Consider the following 19,251-nt stretch of genomic DNA (forward strand, 5'->3'; position numbering starts at 1 on the left):
GCACTTCCGTCCCCGACTTCCCGCGCACAACTTTTCTGCGTGTGCTTCAAAAGCCTCGCGTTGAGCGAGGGGCTTACTGTAAATGCCGTCGGCGGGGACTTGAGTCTGAACGGTCGTGTGGATATGCACGCTCCACCTTGGCGGGCCCGCTCCAAAAACAGTGCTCCCTGAACTACCATTAGTTTCTGATGTACGCAGGTCGCATCAGAGGAATCGGTAGTTCCGCATCAGGAGCCAGCGTGTCTTCGTCAGACGAAATCCAGAGCGATAACGGGCCGGCGACCCCCAATTCCGATGCGCCGGCGCAACCGCCGACCTCCAATTCCGATGCGCCGGCGCAACCGCCGACGAAACCATCAAAACCTCCGGGACGTCCACTAAACACGTCGCGCGAAATTGCAGTCGCACTGGCCATCATGGCCTTTCTTTTTGTGGTTCAGCTTTCAACGGAACACACCCGGCTTGTCGAGGGAAGCAAGACCCACGCGTTTGCGTTTTTTCAAGGGCTACTCTCGGACACCACGGAAAAGCGTCTGCCAGTGGTCGTGTTAGATATCGGGGACGTCAAGGTTGGCACCAATGGGGTGACTGACCGGCGGAAGCTCAAGGACATCGTTGACGCGCTGCGGCAGGCTGGCGCGACTGCGGTGGGAGTCGACGTCGATATGTCTCCCAACAAGTCCGGATTTATGGACCGTGACGCGGACCCTGATTTGTTTGAGCACTGGAGGCAAGTCAGCACTGAGATGCCGGTGTTTGTCGGCGTCTACCGCGCTCGAGACCTGACCCCGGAGCGCTGGCTGGGCCTTGGCGAGTTTGAATCGCTAGGCGCGTTCTTAGGTACCGCCAAGACGCCCGACGGAGACCGGGTGACGCGAATGCAGTCTCATTACCTCGCTCCGAACGCGGAAGGCGAGGGGCTGCCAACTTTGGGGTATGCACTAGCGGATTCTTACCTCAAAAGACAAGGCGCACGAGGTCCCGAAGTCAGTTGGTATATGAGCCCCTTCATCGAGCCGGTCGACGAGAGCGAGGAAGGACGTCTTGTGAACTTCAGCAAAGTGGGCCAATTTCAGCGCGAGCGAACACTTGACGTGTCGCCCGAGGCGATTGCGGGCCCTGATGCACGAGATTACCGTCAAAGAGTTGTCTTGCTGGGGGACATAGAGCCCGAGGACCTCCGCAGAGATTCTTTCTTTGCTCCGGGCTACGACAGACTCCCAGGGGTGCTCTACCACGCCAGTGCTGTATGGACGTTCGCTTTTGAGCCCGTGTATGAGTTCAATTGGTGGACACGTACTGTGCTGGACCTGATGCTCGGCTCCTTGTTTATTGCGGCCGTCTGGGCTCGCAGCCGGTTCAAGCGAACGGCTCAGCATAGAGGAGGCTCGTTGCTTCGCTTTATGGAGCAGTATGCGCTTGTCGCGGGTTTCCTCCTGCTGGTGTCAATCGCTTTTGTGGCGATGCGTTTCTTCCAAATCATGTGGCTCGACGCTATCGTAGTTGCGTTCGCCCTGGTCATTCACTACGCGTTGCCTCAGCAGGTAAAAGAAGTTTTCCCCTCTCTTTTCAGCGAGGAGGAAGATGGCCATGAGTAAAGCCACTGCTGTTGCTTCGCCTACTATGCGCTTGGGGAGGTCTCTCTACGTTAGTTAGTGCGAGGTATCGCCGTTGGCGCGCGAGGATGCGGAGTTGTTGTGGTCCACTGCCAAAGAACTTAATGCCGGTTCTGTGAGAGCACGGGAGTAACAGCGATGTTGAGACGAAAAGCACTGTGCGAGGGTTTGTTCGTGGGTTTGACTATGACCATCGTCGTTCTGTTTGCAGACGCGGCGCAGGACGACTACGCCGCAGTGGTGTCCTCGGTGACGCGCGGAAAGTGCGAGATGCACCCGATGCTTCAGGAAAAGAAGGTGCAAGCGTTGGCCGTAGGGACTCACCTGGACGCCACCGACTCCATTAGATGCAAGGGGGGCGGTGAGGTCCAAGTGCAGTACCGGGCGACCGGAGCGAAATTCAAGGTTAAGGGAGAACTATGGAGGGTCGTAGGCAACCCTGGCGCCGAGTTGCAGGAAGATATGATGCAACAACGGCAAGGTCGGTCTGCGAAGTACGGTCCACTTCCGGAAAAGCTCCCCTCATGACAGGAGAAACCTATCTGTCGAGACCAAAGAGCGCTGCACTCGCGCCCTGGGTGGTATTGAGCCGTCCTTCCCGTGTGCCCCTGAACTTCGCCCGGAAGGGCCGATACGCCCGAGCTTCTTGGCCATGCTGGTATTGCGCTTGATACGCAGCGAAGGTTCGATGTTGTTTCAGGTTGCAAAAGTCATCCAACGCTCTTCGAGATTGAGGCTCTTGACACGCTCGATGAGAAAGTCGGTGAAGACTCTGATTTTTGCCGGCTGATAACGCCTGCTTTGATAAGCGAGGTTGATGGTCAGACGGGGAAGTCGCCAATCTTCGAGTACCGGCATTAGGCGTCCGGATACGATGTCATCATGGATGATGTAGAGCGGCTGAACGACGATGCCCAGCCCCGCGCGCCCCGCGGCTACGATGACCTGTCCTTCGTTCGAGTCGAGTGCGCTTGTGATTGCGATATTGCGCTCTTCCTTTTCTCGACGCAGGTGGAGGACATACGGGTCGACTGCCAGGTTGTAGACGAGCATCTTGTGCTGCTCCAGGTCCTCAGGAGTCTGAGGACGGCCATGAGCGGCAAGATATGCAGGCGATGCTGCGAGCACACGGCGAGTCTCGGCAAGCCGACGGATCGTGATGCAGGAATCGCCCTCATGTTCCCTCGTGCGGATAGCGATATCTATCCCGGCCTCGATGAAATTTTGATACTGATTGGCGGCGATGATTTGAACTGACAGGTTGGGATAGCGCCTTAGGAATTCTGGAAGCGCTGGAGCGAGGTGCATCATCGCGAACGATACAGAGCTAGTCACCCGGAGCACGCCTCGTGGGCTGACGGCTTCTTCGGAAGCGATTGAGTCCGCTTCGGCTAGCTCAGAGATTACGGCGGTGCATCGGCGATGATATTCGCGGCCAGCGTCCGTCAGCCACATGCGCCGGGTCGTCCGTTCTATCAATCTGGCACCGAGTCGCTCTTCAAGCGAGCTTAGGGTTCGGCTTGCTGCAGCGTTTGACATATCGAGCTGCTCCGCGGCCTTCGACAAGCTGCCGAGGTCGGCGGTAAGCACAAACAGATGCATTTGCGTCCAGCGGTCCATCGTTTCCCTCTGCCTTCCTGTTGGAACAATCTGAAGGGATTTTTCCAGCCCCTTTGCGGGCAAATATGCCGCAGTGGGGCGGAGAGATAAACCGACTGAAACTCGCAAGTTTGTAGAGTCGATTTCTACAATCAGCTGGCAGGCTGCATCTCCGGTGAGCCGCCAAAAAGAGGCTGAAGCGGAGTGGAGCCGATTTTTCCGGCACGAGGAAATGTCATTTCGTCTGGCGGCATTTTATTTACCGAAACGAAGCTTTACCTTTCGTTTTCAGACGCCTTAGCGCACAAGGAGACTGCACGATGCGCAACATCAACGAAGACACTATTACCCAAGCCGTTATCGCCTCATTTGCGGACTGCAAAAACGGAAGGTTGAGGACTGTGATGACGAGTCTCGTTCAACATCTCCATGCTTTTGCTCGAGATATCCATCTCACCGAGGACGAATGGTTCAAAGCAATCCAGTTCCTGACGGAGGTGGGTCACATCACCGACGACAAGCGGCAGGAGTTCATTCTGCTGTCTGACACGCTTGGCCTTTCGATGTTGGTCATGTCGCAGAACAACCGCAAACCGTCCTACTGCACAGAGGCCACCGTGTTCGGACCGTTCTACGTTGAGGGCGCGCCTATTTACGACAATGGCGATGACATCTCGAATGGCGCAAAGGGCGCACCCTGCTATATAAGTGGGCAGGTGCGTGGCGCGGACGGGGAAGTCATTGCCAATGCGCAGATTGACGTGTGGCAATCGGACGAAGACGGCTTCTATGATGTCCAGAACCTCGACGAGGCCGGCAACGCCATCCATCGCGCTCGAGGTCGGCTGAAGGCCGACGCTGAAGGCTTTTTCAACTTCCGCTCGATTCTCGCGGAGGCTTACCCCATCCCGCACGACGGGCCCGTTGGTCGCATGTTGGCGGCCGTCGGCCGCCACCCGTGGCGCCCTGCACATCTGCATTTCATGATTGAAGCGCCTGGATACGAGACGCTCATCACGCATGTGTTCCGCGATGGCGACAAGTATCTCGATTCCGACGTCGTGTTCGGTGTTCGCTCGACGTTGATTGCGGAGTGGAAGCGACACGAAGCAGGTGTGGCACCGGATGGTCGGGAAATCGGCGTTCCGTGGTATTCGCTTGAGTACGACTTTGTGCTTAACCCTTCGGAGGTTCCCGCATGATTAGGCATATTGTGATGTGGCGTGTTCGCGGGGACACGCCCGCGGAACGGGAAACTGCGTCGAACCTTGTCAAGAGGAAGTTCGAGGGCTTGCGGGGTCGTATTCCCGGGATGCGGCACCTCGAAGTCGGACTCGACTACAGTCGGGTCGACTATGCGTGCGACGCGGTTCTCGTCACGGAGTTCGATTCTCAGGAGGCGCTAGAAGCCTACGCGTCTCACCCAGAGCATCTGCGTGTGCGCAATGAACTCGGCGACCTGCGTACAGCGAGATTCCAGGTTGACTATCTAGCAGATGCAGACTTGATTTCAGACCGCACACCGGAGCATCTTGATGCAAAAGCGTGAATTCATTTACCAGGCACGGGCAGGTAGGGTCGTGTTTGGTCCGGGCAGTTTGCAGCACCTCGAGCGCGAAGTGCTTCAGCTAAGCTCGGAGAGAGCACTCATTCTGTGTAGCCCCGAGCAGAAGGAGACGGGTGAAGCCGTTGCCGCGCGACTCGGTAAGCGCGCCGCTGGTGTCTTCGACCGCGCGGTCATGCATGTGCCACTCGAGCTGGCTCAGGAAGCTCGTGTCCTTGCGCGGGAACTGCGGGCAGACTGCGCCATTGCCGTCGGAGGGGGCTCGACGATTGGCCTCGGCAAGGCGATTGCGCTTGAATCGGACCTCCCGATTCTCGCTGTGCCGACGACATACGCCGGCAGCGAGATGACTCCAATCTATGGCATCACGGATGCCGGAATGAAAAAGACCGGTACAGACCTGCGAGTCTTGCCGAGGACCGTGATTTACGACACTGACCTGACAATGTCTCTTCCGGTCGCACTGTCGGTTACGAGCGGAATCAACGCGATTGCGCACGCTGCAGAGGGTCTTTATTCGCGTGATGCGAATCCAGTCATAAGCCTGATGGCTGAAGAGGGAATCGCAGCGCTCGCGCGCGCATTGCCGGCAATCGTCGACGATTCGCAAAGCGTCGAAGCCCGCTCTGATGCGTTGTATGGCGCCTGGCTGTGCGGGACCGTTCTGGGCAGCGTTGGCATGGCGCTTCACCATAAGCTTTGTCATACGCTGGGCGGGAGCTTCAACCTGCCGCACGCGCAGACGCACACCATCGTTCTTCCGCATGCACTCGGCTACAACCGGCAGGCTGCACCCGATGCGATGAAACGGATTGCACGCGCGCTTGGCTCGGACGACGCGGCACTGGGCGTGTATGAACTGGCGAAACGTTGCGGCGCACCGCTCGCGCTTAAAGACATCGGCATGTCGGCCCAAGACGTTTCGAAGGCAGCTGATATCGCCAGTTCCAATCCGTACTGGAACCCGCGTGCAATTGAACGCGAGGCACTCCTGGAAATCTTGCACGATGCTTTTGATGGCGCCGCGCCACGCGCGGCGACGACCTGACGCTTGACGAGCCGAATGCTCAAATCACAGCAAGGAGACAAAAATGCACTTCACTGTCTATTGCCTTGACCATCCGAACATGGTCGAGCGTCGCCTGGAAAACTACGACGCGCACAAGGCCTATCTGCAGACCGCACCTGTCAAGACGCTGATTTCCGGTCCACTGACGAGGTCCGACGGTCAGACGATGATTGGCAGCTTCTTTCTCTACGAAGCAGACGGCATCGAGGAAATCGTAAAGTTTGTCGACGCCGACCCGTTCAACAAGGCAGGGATCTGGAACACAGTCGACATCAGACCGTTCATCAAGCGGGTCGATAACCGCTAAACCTGTCGCTTCACAGAGTTTCGAAATTGCAGCCTCGCGTTGGCGAGGAGCGGGTGGCGCTCGTCCTCGAATTTCCGAGGACTTCGATCTGGGGGAGACCATTGATTCTCCGGGCGCTTGAAACAGTACACAGAATCGAATCGGAGACATCATGGAAACAGGCCTCGACGGAAAGATTGTTCTTATCACGGGCGCCGCGCAAGGCATCGGTCGTGCGACGGCGTTGGGATTTGCGCGCGAAGGCGCGCGTCTCTGCCTCATCGATATCGACGCAAATGCGCTTGAGGAAACCCATTCGGAACTGCGTTCGCTCGGAGCGCACGTAACGATTGCACAAGCGGATTTGTCCACGGCTGACGGAGTCAAAGGCGGCGTTGATGCGGCGCTGAAGTCATATGGCGGCGAAGTGGACATCCTCGTCAACAACGTGGGGACCGGGAAAGTCCGCACGTTCGAAGAACTCTCGGACGAAGAATGGGACTTCACGATGAATCTGAACTTCATGAGCTACGTGCGGACGTGTCGCTATCTGTTGCCGGTGCTGCGTACTCGTGAAAAGGCGGTGATTATCAATAACGCGTCGGACCTGGCACGCCAGCCTGAACCTGTACCAATTGACTATTCCGCATCGAAGGCGGCTGTCCTCGCTCTCACGAAAGGCCTCGCGCGAGCCGAAGCCCCCAGGATTCGTGTCAACGCCGTTGCGCCGGGCCCGGTCTGGACGCCGTTCTGGACGAAGCAAGGCGGATTTGCAGACACAATGGGCAAATTTCATGGAATGGCGCCGAAGGAAGCCGTCGAGCACGAACTGTCTCTGCGCCAGTTGCCGCTGAATCGACTGGGGCAACCCGACGAGGTGGCGAATGTGATTGTCTTCCTCGCCTCCGACCTCGCATCGTTCGTCACGTCGGCAGTCTGGGGCGTCGACGGCGGCAGCATTCGCAGTCTGATTTGACGGCACCGGAGCTTTCTCGAACCTGTCGCAGCCCGTTGTTTCGCGGTACCTCGGACTGACAGGAAATAGCGAGTGGACGGCGTTGACGACCACATCGTTCTGAGGACCAGAATATGTCTGCCCACAACCACGTGATTGACTCGGACACGTCGCAACGTGAGCGCGCGTTTCTCGTCGAAGCGCTCGAATTGCTGATTCGTGAGCGCTCGAACGCGCTGCGCATAGCAACGGCCGTCGCAAAAGCCCGTGGGGACCGAGTGCCTGAAGTAAGGGACTTTGGTCTTGAAGACATTCTGCGGCTCAGCCGACAGATAGCCGAGTTTCCGTCCGCTGAACCGACCATCCGGCAATCGGCTGCATCGCAGCAGAGTTTGAAGAATGCGAGCGCTGGCAGACGGAAGCCGAACTGACCGTATCAACTGGAAGAATCGTCGGTACGCCTGAGGTGCCGGCAGAACATAGGAGACTGACATGTTGCGTATCGCCGTTCTCGGCGCTGGGCGCATTGGTAAGATTCATGCGGCTAACGTTGCGGCTGACCGCCGGATGAAACTTGTTGCTGTAGCCGACCCCAACGAGGAAGCGGTCCGGGCGCTTGCCGCGGACCTTGATTGCGACGCGTCCGTCGATTGCAAGGCGGTCGTCGACCGCGAAGACGTCGATGCCATTATTGTCGGCACGCCGACTGATACCCATATCGACCTGACATTGCAGGCAGTTCGGCTGGGTAAGCCGGTTCTCTGCGAGAAGCCCATCGACCTGGACATCGACCGCGCGCTCGCTGCGGTGGAAGAAATCGAGCGGCTCAGCGGACGAGTCATGCTGGCTTTCAACCGGCGCTTCGACCCCGACGCATTGCGCCTCAAGCAGGCTATAGAAGACGGAGAAGTGGGCGACGTGCGGCAGGTTGTCATTACGAGCCGTGACCCAGGCCTGGCACCGCGCGAGTATCTTCGACACTCGGGCGGAATCTTCCGAGACATGACGATTCATGATTTCGATACAGCTCGCTGGCTGCTCGGTGAGGAGCCAGTTGAAGTGATGGCGATGGGCAGCCGGCTTGTCGACCCAGGTCTGGAAGAGCTTCCCGATTACGACAGCGTGATGGTGTTGCTGCGCACAGCGTCAGGCAAGCAATGTCATATCAACGGGTCGCGCCAGGCGGTATATGGCTTTGACCAACGGGTCGAGGTCTTCGGTTCGAAGGGCATGGTGCTGAATGAAAATCATCGGCCTTCGAGCCTGCGCCGCTGGACGAGCGATAGGACGGAGGCGCGTGAGCCGCTGCTCAATTTCTTCCTCGAGCGACACGCGGACTCATACAAAGTGGAGCTCGACCGTTTTCTGACGGCGCTAGAAACCGATGCGCCCATGCCTGCGACGCCACGGGATGGGATTCGAGCACTGCGAATCGCGAACTGCGCGCTCGAAGCGGCCACCAAGGGCTGCGCCGTTAGGATTTAGACACTAAAGGTGCGGTGGTTGGAGCGGTATTGATTCCCGCCAGAAGGTTGACAATCCGCGATATTCGGCGCTACATGAAGAATAAAACTCTTCAATAGGCGGAGACATGGCGCTGGTTGATACATTCAGCGGGGTCGTCATTTTCGTCACCGCCGCAAAATCTCGCAGCTTCACTGATGCTGCCGAGCAACTTGGGTTGACCAAATCAGCGGTCGGGAAGGCCATTGCTAAGCTGGAAGACCGCCTTGGCGCGCAGCTATTCCATCGGACCACCCGAAGCATTTCACTCACGGCGGACGGCGAAGCCTATTTCGCTGCCTGCACATCGGCACTCGACGAAATCTCAACGGCGGAAACTGCAATCGGCCCAGGCCATCAGCAGCCAGTAGGTCGATTGCGGATTGATATGCCCGCTGCCTTCGGGCGGCGCATTCTTGTGCCAATCCTGCTGGACATCGGTCGCAAGTATCCCGACTTGCTATTCACGATGACCTTCTCGGACTATCTGATTGACCCGATAGAAGAAGGCGTTGACCTTGTAATCCGCTTTGGCGAACTTCAAAGTTCGAGTGGTCTGATAGCACGTCGACTGACACGTCAACGGATGGTGATTGCAGCATCGCCTGACTACCTCTCGCAGCGTGGAACTCCCGGGAGTCTTGCAGAGCTGCAGCATCATGCGTGCATCGTCGGGTATCGGCGCGGTCAACCACTTTCATGGCGTGTGCATATTGACGGGCAAACGCAACGCATTTCGCCGCCTGGGACTCATCAAATTAGCGATGGAGACTCAATTGTGGGAGCTGCAGTCGCGGGCATGGGGGTGTGCCAGATGCCGATGTCCCTCGTAAGGCCACATCTCGAGTCAGGCGCATTGGTGTCAGTCCTCGACGAAATTTCAAATGAGCTTATAGACGTGCACGCAGTGTGGCCGAAGGTGGCTCATTTGCGACCCAAGGTGCGCCATGTGGTCGACACTTTGGTAGAACTTGCAGGTCAAGGACGATTGGACTGAAGCATTGCTGACCTAAAACCGAGCACGTTCCAATGCCGGCTTTGGCCGACAACTGCGCGTTGAGCATCGGGCGGGTTTCGGCGTGGACCGGTCCTTCGAACGACCACCGCATGACTCAGGCGAACGGCGGAAAGTGGCCGAACCTAGTCCGACCCCGAACCGAAGATCGGGGCTGTGGTCGATCCGGAGGTATCCGGCAGGAGTCGACCCTGAACCGCCGCTCGAGCCACCACAGCATCGACGGCAGCTATCGAAGTGATCCGGTCATCCGCGGCGGCGCCTCATGGGTAGCACACGGTTTATTGCAGAAATCCTGCGTTACGCAGTGCTTCCTCAGCGGCCTCATGATCTTGAAGGGATGCTCCGCCAGAAATACCGATGCCCCCAACCAGACGCTCTTCGTGGAAGATCGGTACGCCACCGCCGACCGGCGTCAGCCGCGGATGGTGTGCCAGCGGGGCAACGGCGGGCTCGGCCATGTACTGATTCCATTGGTGCGTGGCCATGCCGAACGACGCGGCGGTCCATGCCTTGTCGATGGCGACGTCAACGGTGAGGAACGGGGCGGTATCCGCGCGCTCGAAGGCGCGCAGGTGGCCTCCCGCATCTGTAATAGCGATTGTCGCGGCGAATCCGCGCGCCGCGCAGGCGCGGCGCGCCTCTGCCAGCAGTGCTTGGGCGGCTTCCAGGCTGATCGTTGCCGTGCTGATGATTTGCGATGTCATGTTGATGCTCGTTCTCAGAAGGGTTCAGTGGTTGGAGACGACGACCTTGCCGATCATGTTGCCCGCCTCGACCAGCTCATGCGCCTCGATCAGACCTGCGGCGTTGATGCCGTCAATGCGGCGGGTCAGCGTGTGCTTGAGGCGGCCCAGATCGACCAGATGCGCCGCGCGGCGCAGCAACGCTTGTTGCCGTGCGAGGGTGTCGGTGGTGAACATCGCACGGGTGAACATCAGCTCCCAGTGAATCGAGATGGATTTCCCCTTGAACGGACCGATGTCCAGACCCACCGGGTCGTCGATGAGGGCGAACTGGCCTTCCGGGCGCAGCACGGCGGCGATCTGAGGTACGTAGGCAGCGCTGTTGTTCAACCCGGCAACATGGGTGACGTGCTCGATACCGAGCGCGGCCAGCTGGGCTGCCCAGGGCTGATGGTGATCGAGGACGTAATGCGCCCCATGAGCCAGCACCCACTCGCGGGTTTCCGGCCGCGAGGCCGTGCCGATGACAGTCATGCCGGTCAACTCGCGCGCCAGTTGGGTCAGAATCGAGCCGACGCCGCCCGCCGCTCCGATGACGAGCAGCACGTTGTTGTCGGTCGGATCCGCTGCCTGAACACGCAGACGGTCGAACAGCAGTTCCCACGCGGTGATCGCGGTCAGCGGCAACGAAGCGGCTTCTGCGAAATCCAGTGATGTCGGCATGGGTCCGACGATGCGTTCGTCCACGGCGTGCAGTTCGCTGTTGCAGCCGGGCCGCTTGATGTCACCCGCGTACCAGACACGGTCGCCTGGCTTGAAGCGGGTGGCCAGCGGACCGGTCGCGCGGACGATTCCCGCCGCGTCCCAGCCGGCGATGCGCGCACCGCCTTCCGGAATATCTCCACCGCGCCGGATTTTGGTATCGACCGGGTTGACCGATACCGCTTTCACTTCCACCAGCAGATCGTGGTCGCGCAGTTCCGGCGTCGGCAACTCGATGTCCTGCAGCGCCTGCGGATGGCTGATGGGATGGTTCTGATAGAAGCCGATGGCTCTCATACACGTGGTCTCCAAGGGGTATGAGACCATGTTATCTTTCGTCGATATACGGATAAATACTCGTCCAGCCCAAACAGTTTCAGCATTTCAATGAAAATGATTCGACTCGATGACGTTCAGATCTTCGTGCACACGGTGGACTACGGCAGCTTCTCGGAGGCGGCGCGCCAGTTGAATATCGCGCCCGCACATGCGAGTGCGTCAGTGCAGCGACTCGAAAAGGCGCTGGACACGCGCCTGTTCACCCGTTCGACGCGGAGCATGCAACTGTCGGACGCCGGGGAGCGATACCTGCCGCATGCGCGGGTCATGATTGGTGCGCTGGAGCAAGGCGAGCAGGCCCTGGCAAACAGCCGGGGGGCGCTGACCGGGCCGCTGCGGCTGTCCGCTCCATCCGACTTTGGTCGAAACCTGCTGGTGCCGTGGCTGGATGAATTTCAGCACGTGCACCCTGGACTGTCGCTGCACCTGAAAATGAGCGACAGGGCGGCCGACCTGACCCGCCAGCCGCTGGATGCCGTCGTGCGCTACGGAGCGCTACCTGATTCGTCTCTTCTGGCGATGAGGCTGGTCGACAACAACCGACGGGCATTGTGTGCCGCGCCGTCATACCTCGAACGGCATGGCGCACCGGCCAAAGTTGAGGACCTGCGGCGACACAACTGCCTTCGGTATGTCTGGAGCGAGCAGATACATGAACGCTGGCGCTTCACGCTGCCCGGGGGCGAGCGCACCGTGGCAGTCACGGGTAATCGCATCAGCGACGATGCCGATGTCGTCCGTCGCTGGGCGATAGCCGGGGAAGGACTTGTCTATAAGTCGCGGCTGGACCTCATTGACGATCTAAAGGCAGGTCGACTGGTGGAGTTATTTCCCCCGGAGTATTGCGAGCCTGCCCCGCTGCACCTGATTTGTGCTCACCGTGCGCAACTGTCGCCGGCGATTAACGCGTTGCATGCTTTCTTGCGGGAGCGATGTGCTGCATTGCTCGCCAGCTATCCATTGAGGGGGCACTCAGGCTATGCTCGCGATTTAAATGGCCGCCTCCAGGGCGCAACGGACGTCTGAATGCCGAACCTCTTTGCCCGCAAAGGTCGTCTGTTGGCCGGGCTCTGCCCGTTGACGACCGGGGACAGTTAGCTGCCACCACGCCGTCGGTGAATGCACCAATCGACCCCTATCTGCCATTTAATTCCTCGCAGCCTGTATGCCTGCTTCCAAGCAGAGTATGCCGGCCTTCCAATTGATCGGTGTCAAGCGGATCGTTGGCCGGATGTGCTTCGCCAACGAACGTTCGCGCTTCCCGGCCATGCGTACGGGTAGCAAGACGGTTTTCGGTCGTACGGTCTGCGTAAATCGGTGCATGTCATCCGCCAGGAAGAACGACCACGGCAGGGCCAACCTGGCGAAAGATCTGTCTGCCGCGTCTCGCGACGCGGCAGACGCTCATGCAAAGCGTCGGTGCGGTGGCTGAGCCGCTGTTCTGCATAAACGCGTCGTTGCAGATGTCCAGCGTCGACGCGACGAAACGTCCGCCCGTTGTGATTACGGCTTCTTGCGCCTTCTTGCCCCGGCCCTTGTGGCCGCTTGTCGGGGGGGGGCCATCTGACGCGCTTGCGAAATCGACGCGAAACTGCGCACAGGGAATATGTTCTCTTAGTCGTGGACAATCTGCCGGCCGATGTGAGCATCGAGGTAAGCGACTTGCGGCCGGAAATGTTTTGGCCAGTATGACTATGACCGGTGTACGTCGCACTGAGACCTTATCGCCGCTGCGCGGCTAGGCAACCCGTTTAGCCAGTGCTGCCGTTGCAATGCGCCATGTGAATCACGCAATGTCGAACCTGTAAAGTCTTGCTGGCGTGTCTGCCAGGACAACGCTGCGCTCTTCTTCAACCGGGAGCAGCGCGCGCAGAAGTTCGAGCGAGCGAGTGAAATCCTCGTCTGCTTCAAACTGCGTATGGGGCCAGTCGCTGCCCCACATGAGGCGATGCACGCCAAAGGCCGCTTTCAGAAAATGAAATGCCTCATGCGCATCATGGTCATCCGGGCGAAGCTGCCGTCGATTCCGGTACGCGGCCGATATCTTCACCCACACACGCCGCGTATCAGCCAGTCGAAGAAGACGGCGAAAGCCTACGTCTTTTACACCGATATCCGGATCGGGCCTGCCGAAGTGATCGACGACGACATTCATGCCAGCGTCCAGAAGCGGCTCGACGATGCCCTGCAGCCGCGCAGCTTCCGCATGCACTTCGACATGCCATTTCAGATCGCGGACATGGGCGAGCGTTTGCGCGCTCACCCATCTGTCGAGCGGCTGATCGGCATGTCCGATCAGGTTCAGCCGAATCCCTGCAATGCCCGCATTCGCCATCTCCGTCAGTGTGTCGATCCGACAATCACGCTCGATCACCGCGACACCGCGTAGCCGCTGCGGCGCGCGGCGCAACGCATCGAGCATATAGCTGCAATCGGTGCCGAGAAAGCTGGGCTGCACAAGCACGCCGTGTGATACGCCGTGCGTGTCCAGTTGGGCAAGGTATGCGTCGAGCGTGGCGTCGTAGTCGGGCACGTAGCGACGCTTTTGGGCGAGCGGCAAGCCGCGCTCGAATACATGAGCATGAGTATCGACAGATGCAATGTGGGCCGGACGATACACAGCCTGCCGGTGGCTCGCCTCTATCCTCGACTTCTCCATCACGGACGTTCCTTCATCACCAGTCTTGCGCGGTTACGGCGGGTGCCTTGCCCGTCAATGCCTTTGCGCGTGAGAAAGCGCGCCTGTGTGTTCGGGCTCGAACGTGGCTTCGCCCAGCGTGCGGCCGCGTGTCTCGGGCAACATCAGCACGGACAGCACGACAATTGAGTACGCGAGTCCCGCATCGATGCCGATCGCCGTTCCAAGCGACATGGTCGCGGACATGTGCCCGACGAGCACCGGAAATCCCGCCGACACGACGCGACCGAAGTTGTAGCAAAACCCGACGCCCGTGCCACGCATCCCGCGTGGATACAGCTCGTTGAACAGCGCGCCCATGCTTGCCGGAATGCCCGCTGCAAAAAAGCCTAGCGGAAAACCGAGGAACAGCATCGCGGTATTGCCGAGCGGTAGAAACAGATAGGCGATCACCGTTATCACACAGCAGATCGCAAACGTGAGTATGGTCTTGCGGCGTCCGATGCGATCCAGCAACTGCGCACTCACGAGGCACCCGCAAAAGAACGCGACGATCACGACGGCGAGGTAGCCGCCCGTACTCAAGACCGACAGATGGCGCTCGCTTTTCAGAAACGTCGGTAGCCAGGTCATCAGCGCGTAGTAGCCGCCATGCGCACCAACGCCGAGCAGTGCGCCGATCAGCGTCATGCGCAGCACTTGCGGAGAAAAGATGCCGACGACAAGGCCAGGCGTCGGCTGCTGACGCGCCCGCGCATCGCGCGTTGCGCGGGCCGGCGCGGCAGGCTCCTGCACGCCGCGTCGGACGTACAGAATCAGAAGCGCCGGAACGATGCCAACCCCGAACATCACGCGCCACGCAGTATCCGCAGGCAGCAGCGAGAACATCAGCGCATACAGCAGCACCGCTGCGCCCCAGCCGACTGCCCATGCGCTCTGCACGCTGCCCATCGCCTTGCCGCGGTGCTCATTGCGGATGGTCTCGGCCATCAGCACGGCGCCCGCCGCCCATTCTCCGCCAAAGCCGAACCCCTGCAGTGTCTTCAGCACGAGGAACTGTGGATAGTTCTGCGCGAACGCGCACAGGAACGTGAACACGGAAAAACACGCGACCGTCCATTGCAGCGTCTTTACGCGCCCCAGCCGGTCCGACATCATGCCCGCGATCCAACCACCCAGCGCCGACGCCACCAGCGTTACGCCGCTGACGAGCCCCGCTTGCGTGCGGCTGATCGACCACTCGGCGATGATCGCCGGAATCACGAGGCTGAACATCTGCACATCGAGCGAATCAAGCGCCCATCCGCCGAAGCACGCCCAGAACGTCCGGCGTTCATTGCCTGAAATCTGGCTGAACCACTTGAACATTGCTGTCTCCCAGGTCGTCGTTCCTGCGTGGGAACAACTTGTTTGTGAAGGCGCGCGATCGCTAGCGGATCTCGGCCTGATAGATGAATTCGCTGGCAGGCCCGCGTGAGCGGCGCCATTCGAGCGGCTGTCTGTCGTAGTCGTATGCAAGACGCTCGATGACGACGGCGGGCGTACCCGGCTCGATGCGCAATAGTCGAGCATGCAACGGGCCGATGGCTTCGACGGTCAGTGTTTCCGTGGCGGACGCCACGACCTGATTGCATTGCGCCTCGTACACGGGATACAGCAGGTCACCGACTTCATTCAGGTCCATCTGCGCAAACGCCGCAAAACGGACATAGGGCAGCCAGATTTCTTCAGCGAGCATCGGCACGCCGTCGATCAGCCGCAGGCGAGTCATCTGGATCACGCGCGCGCTACTCGAAATCTGCAAGATCGCGGCGACAGCCGACGGCGCATCGACGACCTCGCGTCGCAAGATGCGGCTCTCTGGAATGCGTCGTTCGCCTTGCCGTGTCTGGAAGCGGAAGAAACGAAACAGGGAGCTGTCGAAGCTCGCGCGGCGCACGAACGTCCCTCTGCCCTGAAAGCGTTCCAGCAGGCCTTCCGCGACGAGTAGATCGACGGCCTTGCGGACCGTCCCGACCGCCACGTCGTAGCTTTTGGCGAGCGCCTGCTCGGTAGGGATCGCTTCACCCGGCCGCCAATGGCGGGCCGCGATCAGAGCGACCATTTCGTCGCGCAAACGCTGGTAACGGGGCAACCGGTCATCGGCAGGCATCGTAGTCTCCGTGCAATTCATATATATGATTTCATGATCAAGGCCGACGGTAGATCGGTGATAACCCTGTGTATGCTTTAAATTTAGCTTCCGGCGGGTTTGTACCCATTGTCAAGAAAACAGATTCACCTAAACATATATATGAATTTTTGAACGGAGATTGATTGTGAGCCAAACCTTGCTTGCCGAGCAGGCTGTCGTGAAAAAGGTCGCCTGGCGGCTCATGCCGCTGTTGATCGTGATGTTCCTGATCGCCTTTATCGACCGGCAGAACGTCGGCTTTGCCAAGCTGCAGATGGTGCATGCGCTGGGAATGTCGGAAGCGTCATATGGTCTGGGCGCGTCGCTCTTCTTTATCGGCTACCTGCTGTTCGAGGTGCCGAGCACGCTTGCGCTGCATCGTTTCGGCGCTCGCCTTTGGCTCGCGCGCATCATGGCGACCTGGGGCGCCATTACCGTGGCGATGGCATTCACACATTCAACGGGACTCTTCTATGTGTTCCGGTTCGCACTGGGCGTCGCCGAAGCTGGCTTCTATCCGGGCGTGATCTTCTATTTGACGCTCTGGTTTCCGCAGAGTCATCGCACACGCATGCTCGGCTTCTTCACGCTCGGCAGCGCGCTCGCCAACATGCTCGGCTCGCTCGCGGGCGGCTTGCTATTGTCGCTGGACGGCAATCTGGGTCTCGCTGGCTGGCAATGGGTGTTCGTGGCAACCGGGATACCTGCTGTCCTCGTCGCACTCGTTGCGTTGCGCTTTCTGCCTGAGTCCGTCGAACGCGCCCCGTTCCTGTCGAACGAAGAAAAGGCCCTGATGATCGCGGCGCTGCGGCGCGAGGCGCCGGCGCAAGCGGCCGCCGGGCATCCGTGGCGGGCGCTCGTCGACAAACGCGTGCTGATGTTCGCGTGCGGCTACATGCTGATGTCCACCTCGCTCTACGGCGTGACGTACTGGTTGCCCACGCTGCTGAAAAGCGGCGGCGTCTCGCATTCGTCGCTCAATGGCCTGCTCAACATGATTCCGTGGATGCTCTCCGCGCTGCTTCTGCTGTGGTTGCCCGCGAAGCTGAAACGCGAGGGTGTGGTGCTCAGGGCGATGGCGTTGGTTGCGGGCGTCGGCGTGATCGGCTTCGCGCTAAGTCTCGTGCTGCCGGGTCTGCCGTTGCAATTTGCCGCGCTCGTGCTGGGCGGCGCATGCATTCCCCTGCTCTATCCATGCTTCTGGTCGCTGCCCCCGCGATACTTCACGGGCGCCCGCGCTGCAGCCAGCATCGCGGCGATCAATTCGATTGGCAATCTCGGAGGCTTCTTCGCGCAGAACCTTATGCCTTACATAGGAAAGGTCGCGGGCAACGCAAGCGCTCCGATGCTGGTGCCCGTCGTCTGCCTGACGATGCTCGGCCTTGGCATGTCGATCGCGTCGGCGCGAACCAAAGCGGGCGAGCGCGTGCGGATAGCGGCGCGGCAGTAAACCATCTTGCGACGCAGGTGCTGGATGGTGCATGGGCGTGCGTCGTTTGTCGAGATGACTCCAACCGCGACGGTCTGGTGCCGGGTGCGAAGCCGACGCTTGAATGGCGATCTGCGCGTCGGAGGGAACGACCGTAGTTGGCCCGGATCCTGCCGCTAGCGAACGCTGGCTCTTGGCCGCCGCCGTCCCGTCGGCGAGTGAGAAGCGAGCCACTGGACCCGCCGCCGCTGCGTTATAAATGCAGTTCTACCTTTGCCTCGCCATTTTGGACGATCAAAGACAGCACCCAATCATTCGACGATACCTCGAGCCGAGTGCAATCGACCCGAGGGTGTTTGCCACTATCGGCAATATCCGTGCCGGCACGTGCACCGCTAGCCCCACGATGCAAACGCCTCACAGTGCGTATCGATGAATGACATGTTCTTTTAAAATCGTGACATCACTGTTGATAGTAGAAGAATAAACGGTGATTAAGCCATTATTCGCATGGGATAGGCTTGTCCCATCAGAAATCTTTACTACAATAGTCGAATCACGTTGGCATAGGTCGTTGGCCGCGCTAATTGGCAGAATCCGGTATCTGGGGTTGCTCGCCGTCGGTGGACTGAAAGGGCCATACTGGGAAATGACCAACATGCTGAGAACGAATTTCAAAATCCCGGTGTTGTCATCTTGTTGTCTTTGTTTTGGCAGGGCTGCTCCCTTATTTCATCTTCCAGATAATCGTTATGGCGATCCTGAGGCGTATGAACGGCGAATAAGGTGCATCCGGGGGCCAGTTTCGGCGGGCGTCTCAACTCCATTTTTAGGAGCGAATTATGAACTACGATCCAGCCGATACTGCGGTAGTATTCACTGATCCCCAGAACGACGTTCTCAGCCCGAACGGGAAGAACTGGGGCGTTCTTGGCGCAAGCGTGACTGAAAATAAGACTGTCGAAAATATGCTGTCAATCTTCAGGGCAGCGAAAGCCGGGAAGTTCAGTGTTTTCATCTCCCCGCACTATTTTTACCCAACCGACACTCGGTGGCAATTCAATGGGCCGCTTGAGACGGGTGAGTTTCAAACGGGAACGTTCGCGCGAACGGGCGCGCTGAACCTGAGCGGGTTCCAGAAGTCGGGGGCCGACTGGCTGGAGGAATTCAAGCCATTCATTGACGATGGCGAAACTATCGTTGTGAGCCCACATAAGGTTTTCGGTCCACAGACCAACGATCTAACGCTGCAACTTCGCAAGCGCAATGTGCAGAAAGTCGTGCTTGGCGGCATGCTAGCTAATATGTGTGTCGAAGCTCATCTACGCGATCTGATCGAGCAAGGTTTCGAAGTGACCGTCGTCGCCGACGCCACGGCGGGGCCGCGCCATCCGACGTGGGGCGACGGCTATAAGGCAGCACTTGTGAACTACGCGTTTCTCGCACACGCTGTGGTCACGACTCAGGACGTCGTGAAAGCCATGACGCAAGGGTAGTTACTACGGCGCCGATTTTGGGCGTCCTCTACACGATGCGTATGACATAAGCCCACCAGTCCGGTTTCTGGCGCGCATCTCGGCCTTATAGCAAGTTCCTGCGCACAGTATCGACATCGTA

20 protein-coding genes are annotated in these 19,251 nt (G+C 59.2%); 13 read left to right on the plus strand and 7 right to left on the minus strand.

Annotated features, from left to right (window positions below; genetic code table 11):
• The first annotated feature begins 239 nt into the window (after positions 1-239).
• Positions 240-1,598: a CHASE2 domain-containing protein gene (locus tag AB3X94_RS20295; protein ID WP_368612497.1), complete on the plus strand. Its 1,359-nt coding sequence runs from the start codon at positions 240-242 to the stop codon at positions 1,596-1,598.
• Positions 1,599-1,802: 204 nt separating this feature from the next.
• Positions 1,803-2,144: a hypothetical protein gene (locus tag AB3X94_RS20300; protein ID WP_368612498.1), complete on the plus strand. Its 342-nt coding sequence runs from the start codon at positions 1,803-1,805 to the stop codon at positions 2,142-2,144.
• Positions 2,145-2,312: 168 nt separating this feature from the next.
• Here the strand turns inward: AB3X94_RS20300 and AB3X94_RS20305 are convergent, their stop codons facing one another.
• Entirely contained in the window at positions 2,313-3,236 is a 924-nt protein-coding gene (locus tag AB3X94_RS20305; RefSeq protein ID WP_176107325.1) for a LysR family transcriptional regulator, read from the minus strand.
• 299 nt (positions 3,237-3,535) lie between these two features.
• Here AB3X94_RS20305 and AB3X94_RS20310 point away from each other — a divergent pair, with 299 nt between their 5' ends.
• The 4 genes from AB3X94_RS20310 to AB3X94_RS20325 are packed head-to-tail and all read left to right on the plus strand — an operon-like array spanning position 3,536 to position 6,155.
• Positions 3,536-4,417, plus strand: coding sequence for an intradiol ring-cleavage dioxygenase (locus AB3X94_RS20310; protein ID WP_368612499.1), 882 nt, complete (start codon positions 3,536-3,538; stop codon positions 4,415-4,417).
• Positions 4,414-4,764, plus strand: coding sequence for a Dabb family protein (locus AB3X94_RS20315; RefSeq protein ID WP_368612500.1), 351 nt, complete (start codon positions 4,414-4,416; stop codon positions 4,762-4,764). Before AB3X94_RS20310 ends, AB3X94_RS20315 begins: the two co-directional genes overlap by 4 nt.
• Positions 4,751-5,827: a maleylacetate reductase gene (locus AB3X94_RS20320; protein WP_368612501.1), complete on the plus strand. Its 1,077-nt coding sequence runs from the start codon at positions 4,751-4,753 to the stop codon at positions 5,825-5,827. The genes AB3X94_RS20315 and AB3X94_RS20320 overlap by 14 nt, the downstream gene beginning before the upstream one ends.
• A 43-nt stretch (positions 5,828-5,870) precedes the next feature.
• The gene (locus AB3X94_RS20325; protein ID WP_176107321.1) at positions 5,871-6,155 is read left to right on the plus strand and encodes a YciI family protein; all 285 of its coding nucleotides are present in this window, start codon (positions 5,871-5,873) and stop codon (positions 6,153-6,155) included.
• A 10-nt stretch (positions 6,156-6,165) separates the two neighbouring features.
• Here AB3X94_RS20325 and AB3X94_RS20330 read toward each other — a convergent pair whose 3' ends face one another.
• A complete protein-coding gene (locus AB3X94_RS20330) occupies positions 6,166-6,450 on the minus strand; it encodes a hypothetical protein (protein ID WP_368612600.1) in 285 nt (94 codons plus the stop codon).
• On the opposite strand from AB3X94_RS20330, the gene AB3X94_RS20335 reads away from it, so the two are divergent.
• From AB3X94_RS20335 to AB3X94_RS20350, 4 genes are all read left to right on the plus strand, one after another.
• A complete protein-coding gene (locus tag AB3X94_RS20335; protein WP_368612595.1) occupies positions 6,379-7,110 on the plus strand; it encodes an SDR family NAD(P)-dependent oxidoreductase in 732 nt (243 codons plus the stop codon). The two genes, AB3X94_RS20330 and AB3X94_RS20335, sit on opposite strands and share 72 nt — an antisense overlap.
• 113 nt (positions 7,111-7,223) lie before the next feature.
• A complete protein-coding gene (locus AB3X94_RS20340) occupies positions 7,224-7,520 on the plus strand; it encodes a hypothetical protein (protein ID WP_176107319.1) in 297 nt (98 codons plus the stop codon).
• A gap of 61 nt (positions 7,521-7,581) precedes the next feature.
• On the plus strand, positions 7,582-8,574 hold the full coding sequence (gene iolG / locus AB3X94_RS20345) for an inositol 2-dehydrogenase (RefSeq protein WP_368612502.1): 993 nt from the start codon (positions 7,582-7,584) through the stop codon (positions 8,572-8,574).
• Between the two features lie 106 nt (positions 8,575-8,680).
• A complete protein-coding gene (locus AB3X94_RS20350; protein ID WP_368612503.1) occupies positions 8,681-9,589 on the plus strand; it encodes a LysR family transcriptional regulator in 909 nt (302 codons plus the stop codon).
• Positions 9,590-9,888: 299 nt separating this feature from the next.
• On the opposite strand, the gene AB3X94_RS20355 is transcribed toward AB3X94_RS20350, so the two are convergent.
• A complete protein-coding gene (locus AB3X94_RS20355; RefSeq protein ID WP_176107316.1) occupies positions 9,889-10,314 on the minus strand; it encodes a heme-binding protein in 426 nt (141 codons plus the stop codon).
• 24 nt (positions 10,315-10,338) lie between these two features.
• Positions 10,339-11,352, minus strand: a complete 1,014-nt coding sequence (locus AB3X94_RS20360; protein ID WP_176107315.1) for a zinc-binding alcohol dehydrogenase family protein — start codon at positions 11,350-11,352, stop codon at positions 10,339-10,341.
• Between the two features lie 96 nt (positions 11,353-11,448).
• On the opposite strand from AB3X94_RS20360, the gene AB3X94_RS20365 reads away from it, so the two are divergent.
• Positions 11,449-12,420: a LysR family transcriptional regulator gene (locus AB3X94_RS20365; RefSeq protein WP_368612596.1), complete on the plus strand. Its 972-nt coding sequence runs from the start codon at positions 11,449-11,451 to the stop codon at positions 12,418-12,420.
• 760 nt (positions 12,421-13,180) lie between these two features.
• On the opposite strand, the gene AB3X94_RS20370 is transcribed toward AB3X94_RS20365, so the two are convergent.
• From AB3X94_RS20370 to AB3X94_RS20380, 3 genes are all read right to left on the minus strand, one after another.
• Entirely contained in the window at positions 13,181-14,053 is an 873-nt protein-coding gene (locus AB3X94_RS20370; RefSeq protein ID WP_368612597.1) for an amidohydrolase, read from the minus strand.
• A gap of 54 nt (positions 14,054-14,107) precedes the next feature.
• The gene (locus AB3X94_RS20375; RefSeq protein ID WP_368612504.1) at positions 14,108-15,400 is read right to left on the minus strand and encodes an MFS transporter; all 1,293 of its coding nucleotides are present in this window, start codon (positions 15,398-15,400) and stop codon (positions 14,108-14,110) included.
• Positions 15,401-15,461: 61 nt separating this feature from the next.
• Positions 15,462-16,184, minus strand: coding sequence for a GntR family transcriptional regulator (locus tag AB3X94_RS20380; RefSeq protein ID WP_368612505.1), 723 nt, complete (start codon positions 16,182-16,184; stop codon positions 15,462-15,464).
• Positions 16,185-16,350: 166 nt separating this feature from the next.
• On the opposite strand from AB3X94_RS20380, the gene AB3X94_RS20385 reads away from it, so the two are divergent.
• Entirely contained in the window at positions 16,351-17,655 is a 1,305-nt protein-coding gene (locus AB3X94_RS20385) for an MFS transporter (protein ID WP_368612506.1), read from the plus strand.
• Between the two features lie 821 nt (positions 17,656-18,476).
• On the plus strand, positions 18,477-19,130 hold the full coding sequence (locus AB3X94_RS20390; RefSeq protein WP_176107311.1) for an isochorismatase family protein: 654 nt from the start codon (positions 18,477-18,479) through the stop codon (positions 19,128-19,130).
• Positions 19,131-19,251 lie beyond the last annotated feature (121 nt).

The sequence above is a fragment of the Paraburkholderia sp. BR10923 genome, assembly GCF_040948765.1.
GTDB classification, from domain to species: Bacteria; Pseudomonadota; Gammaproteobacteria; order Burkholderiales; family Burkholderiaceae; genus Paraburkholderia; species Paraburkholderia youngii.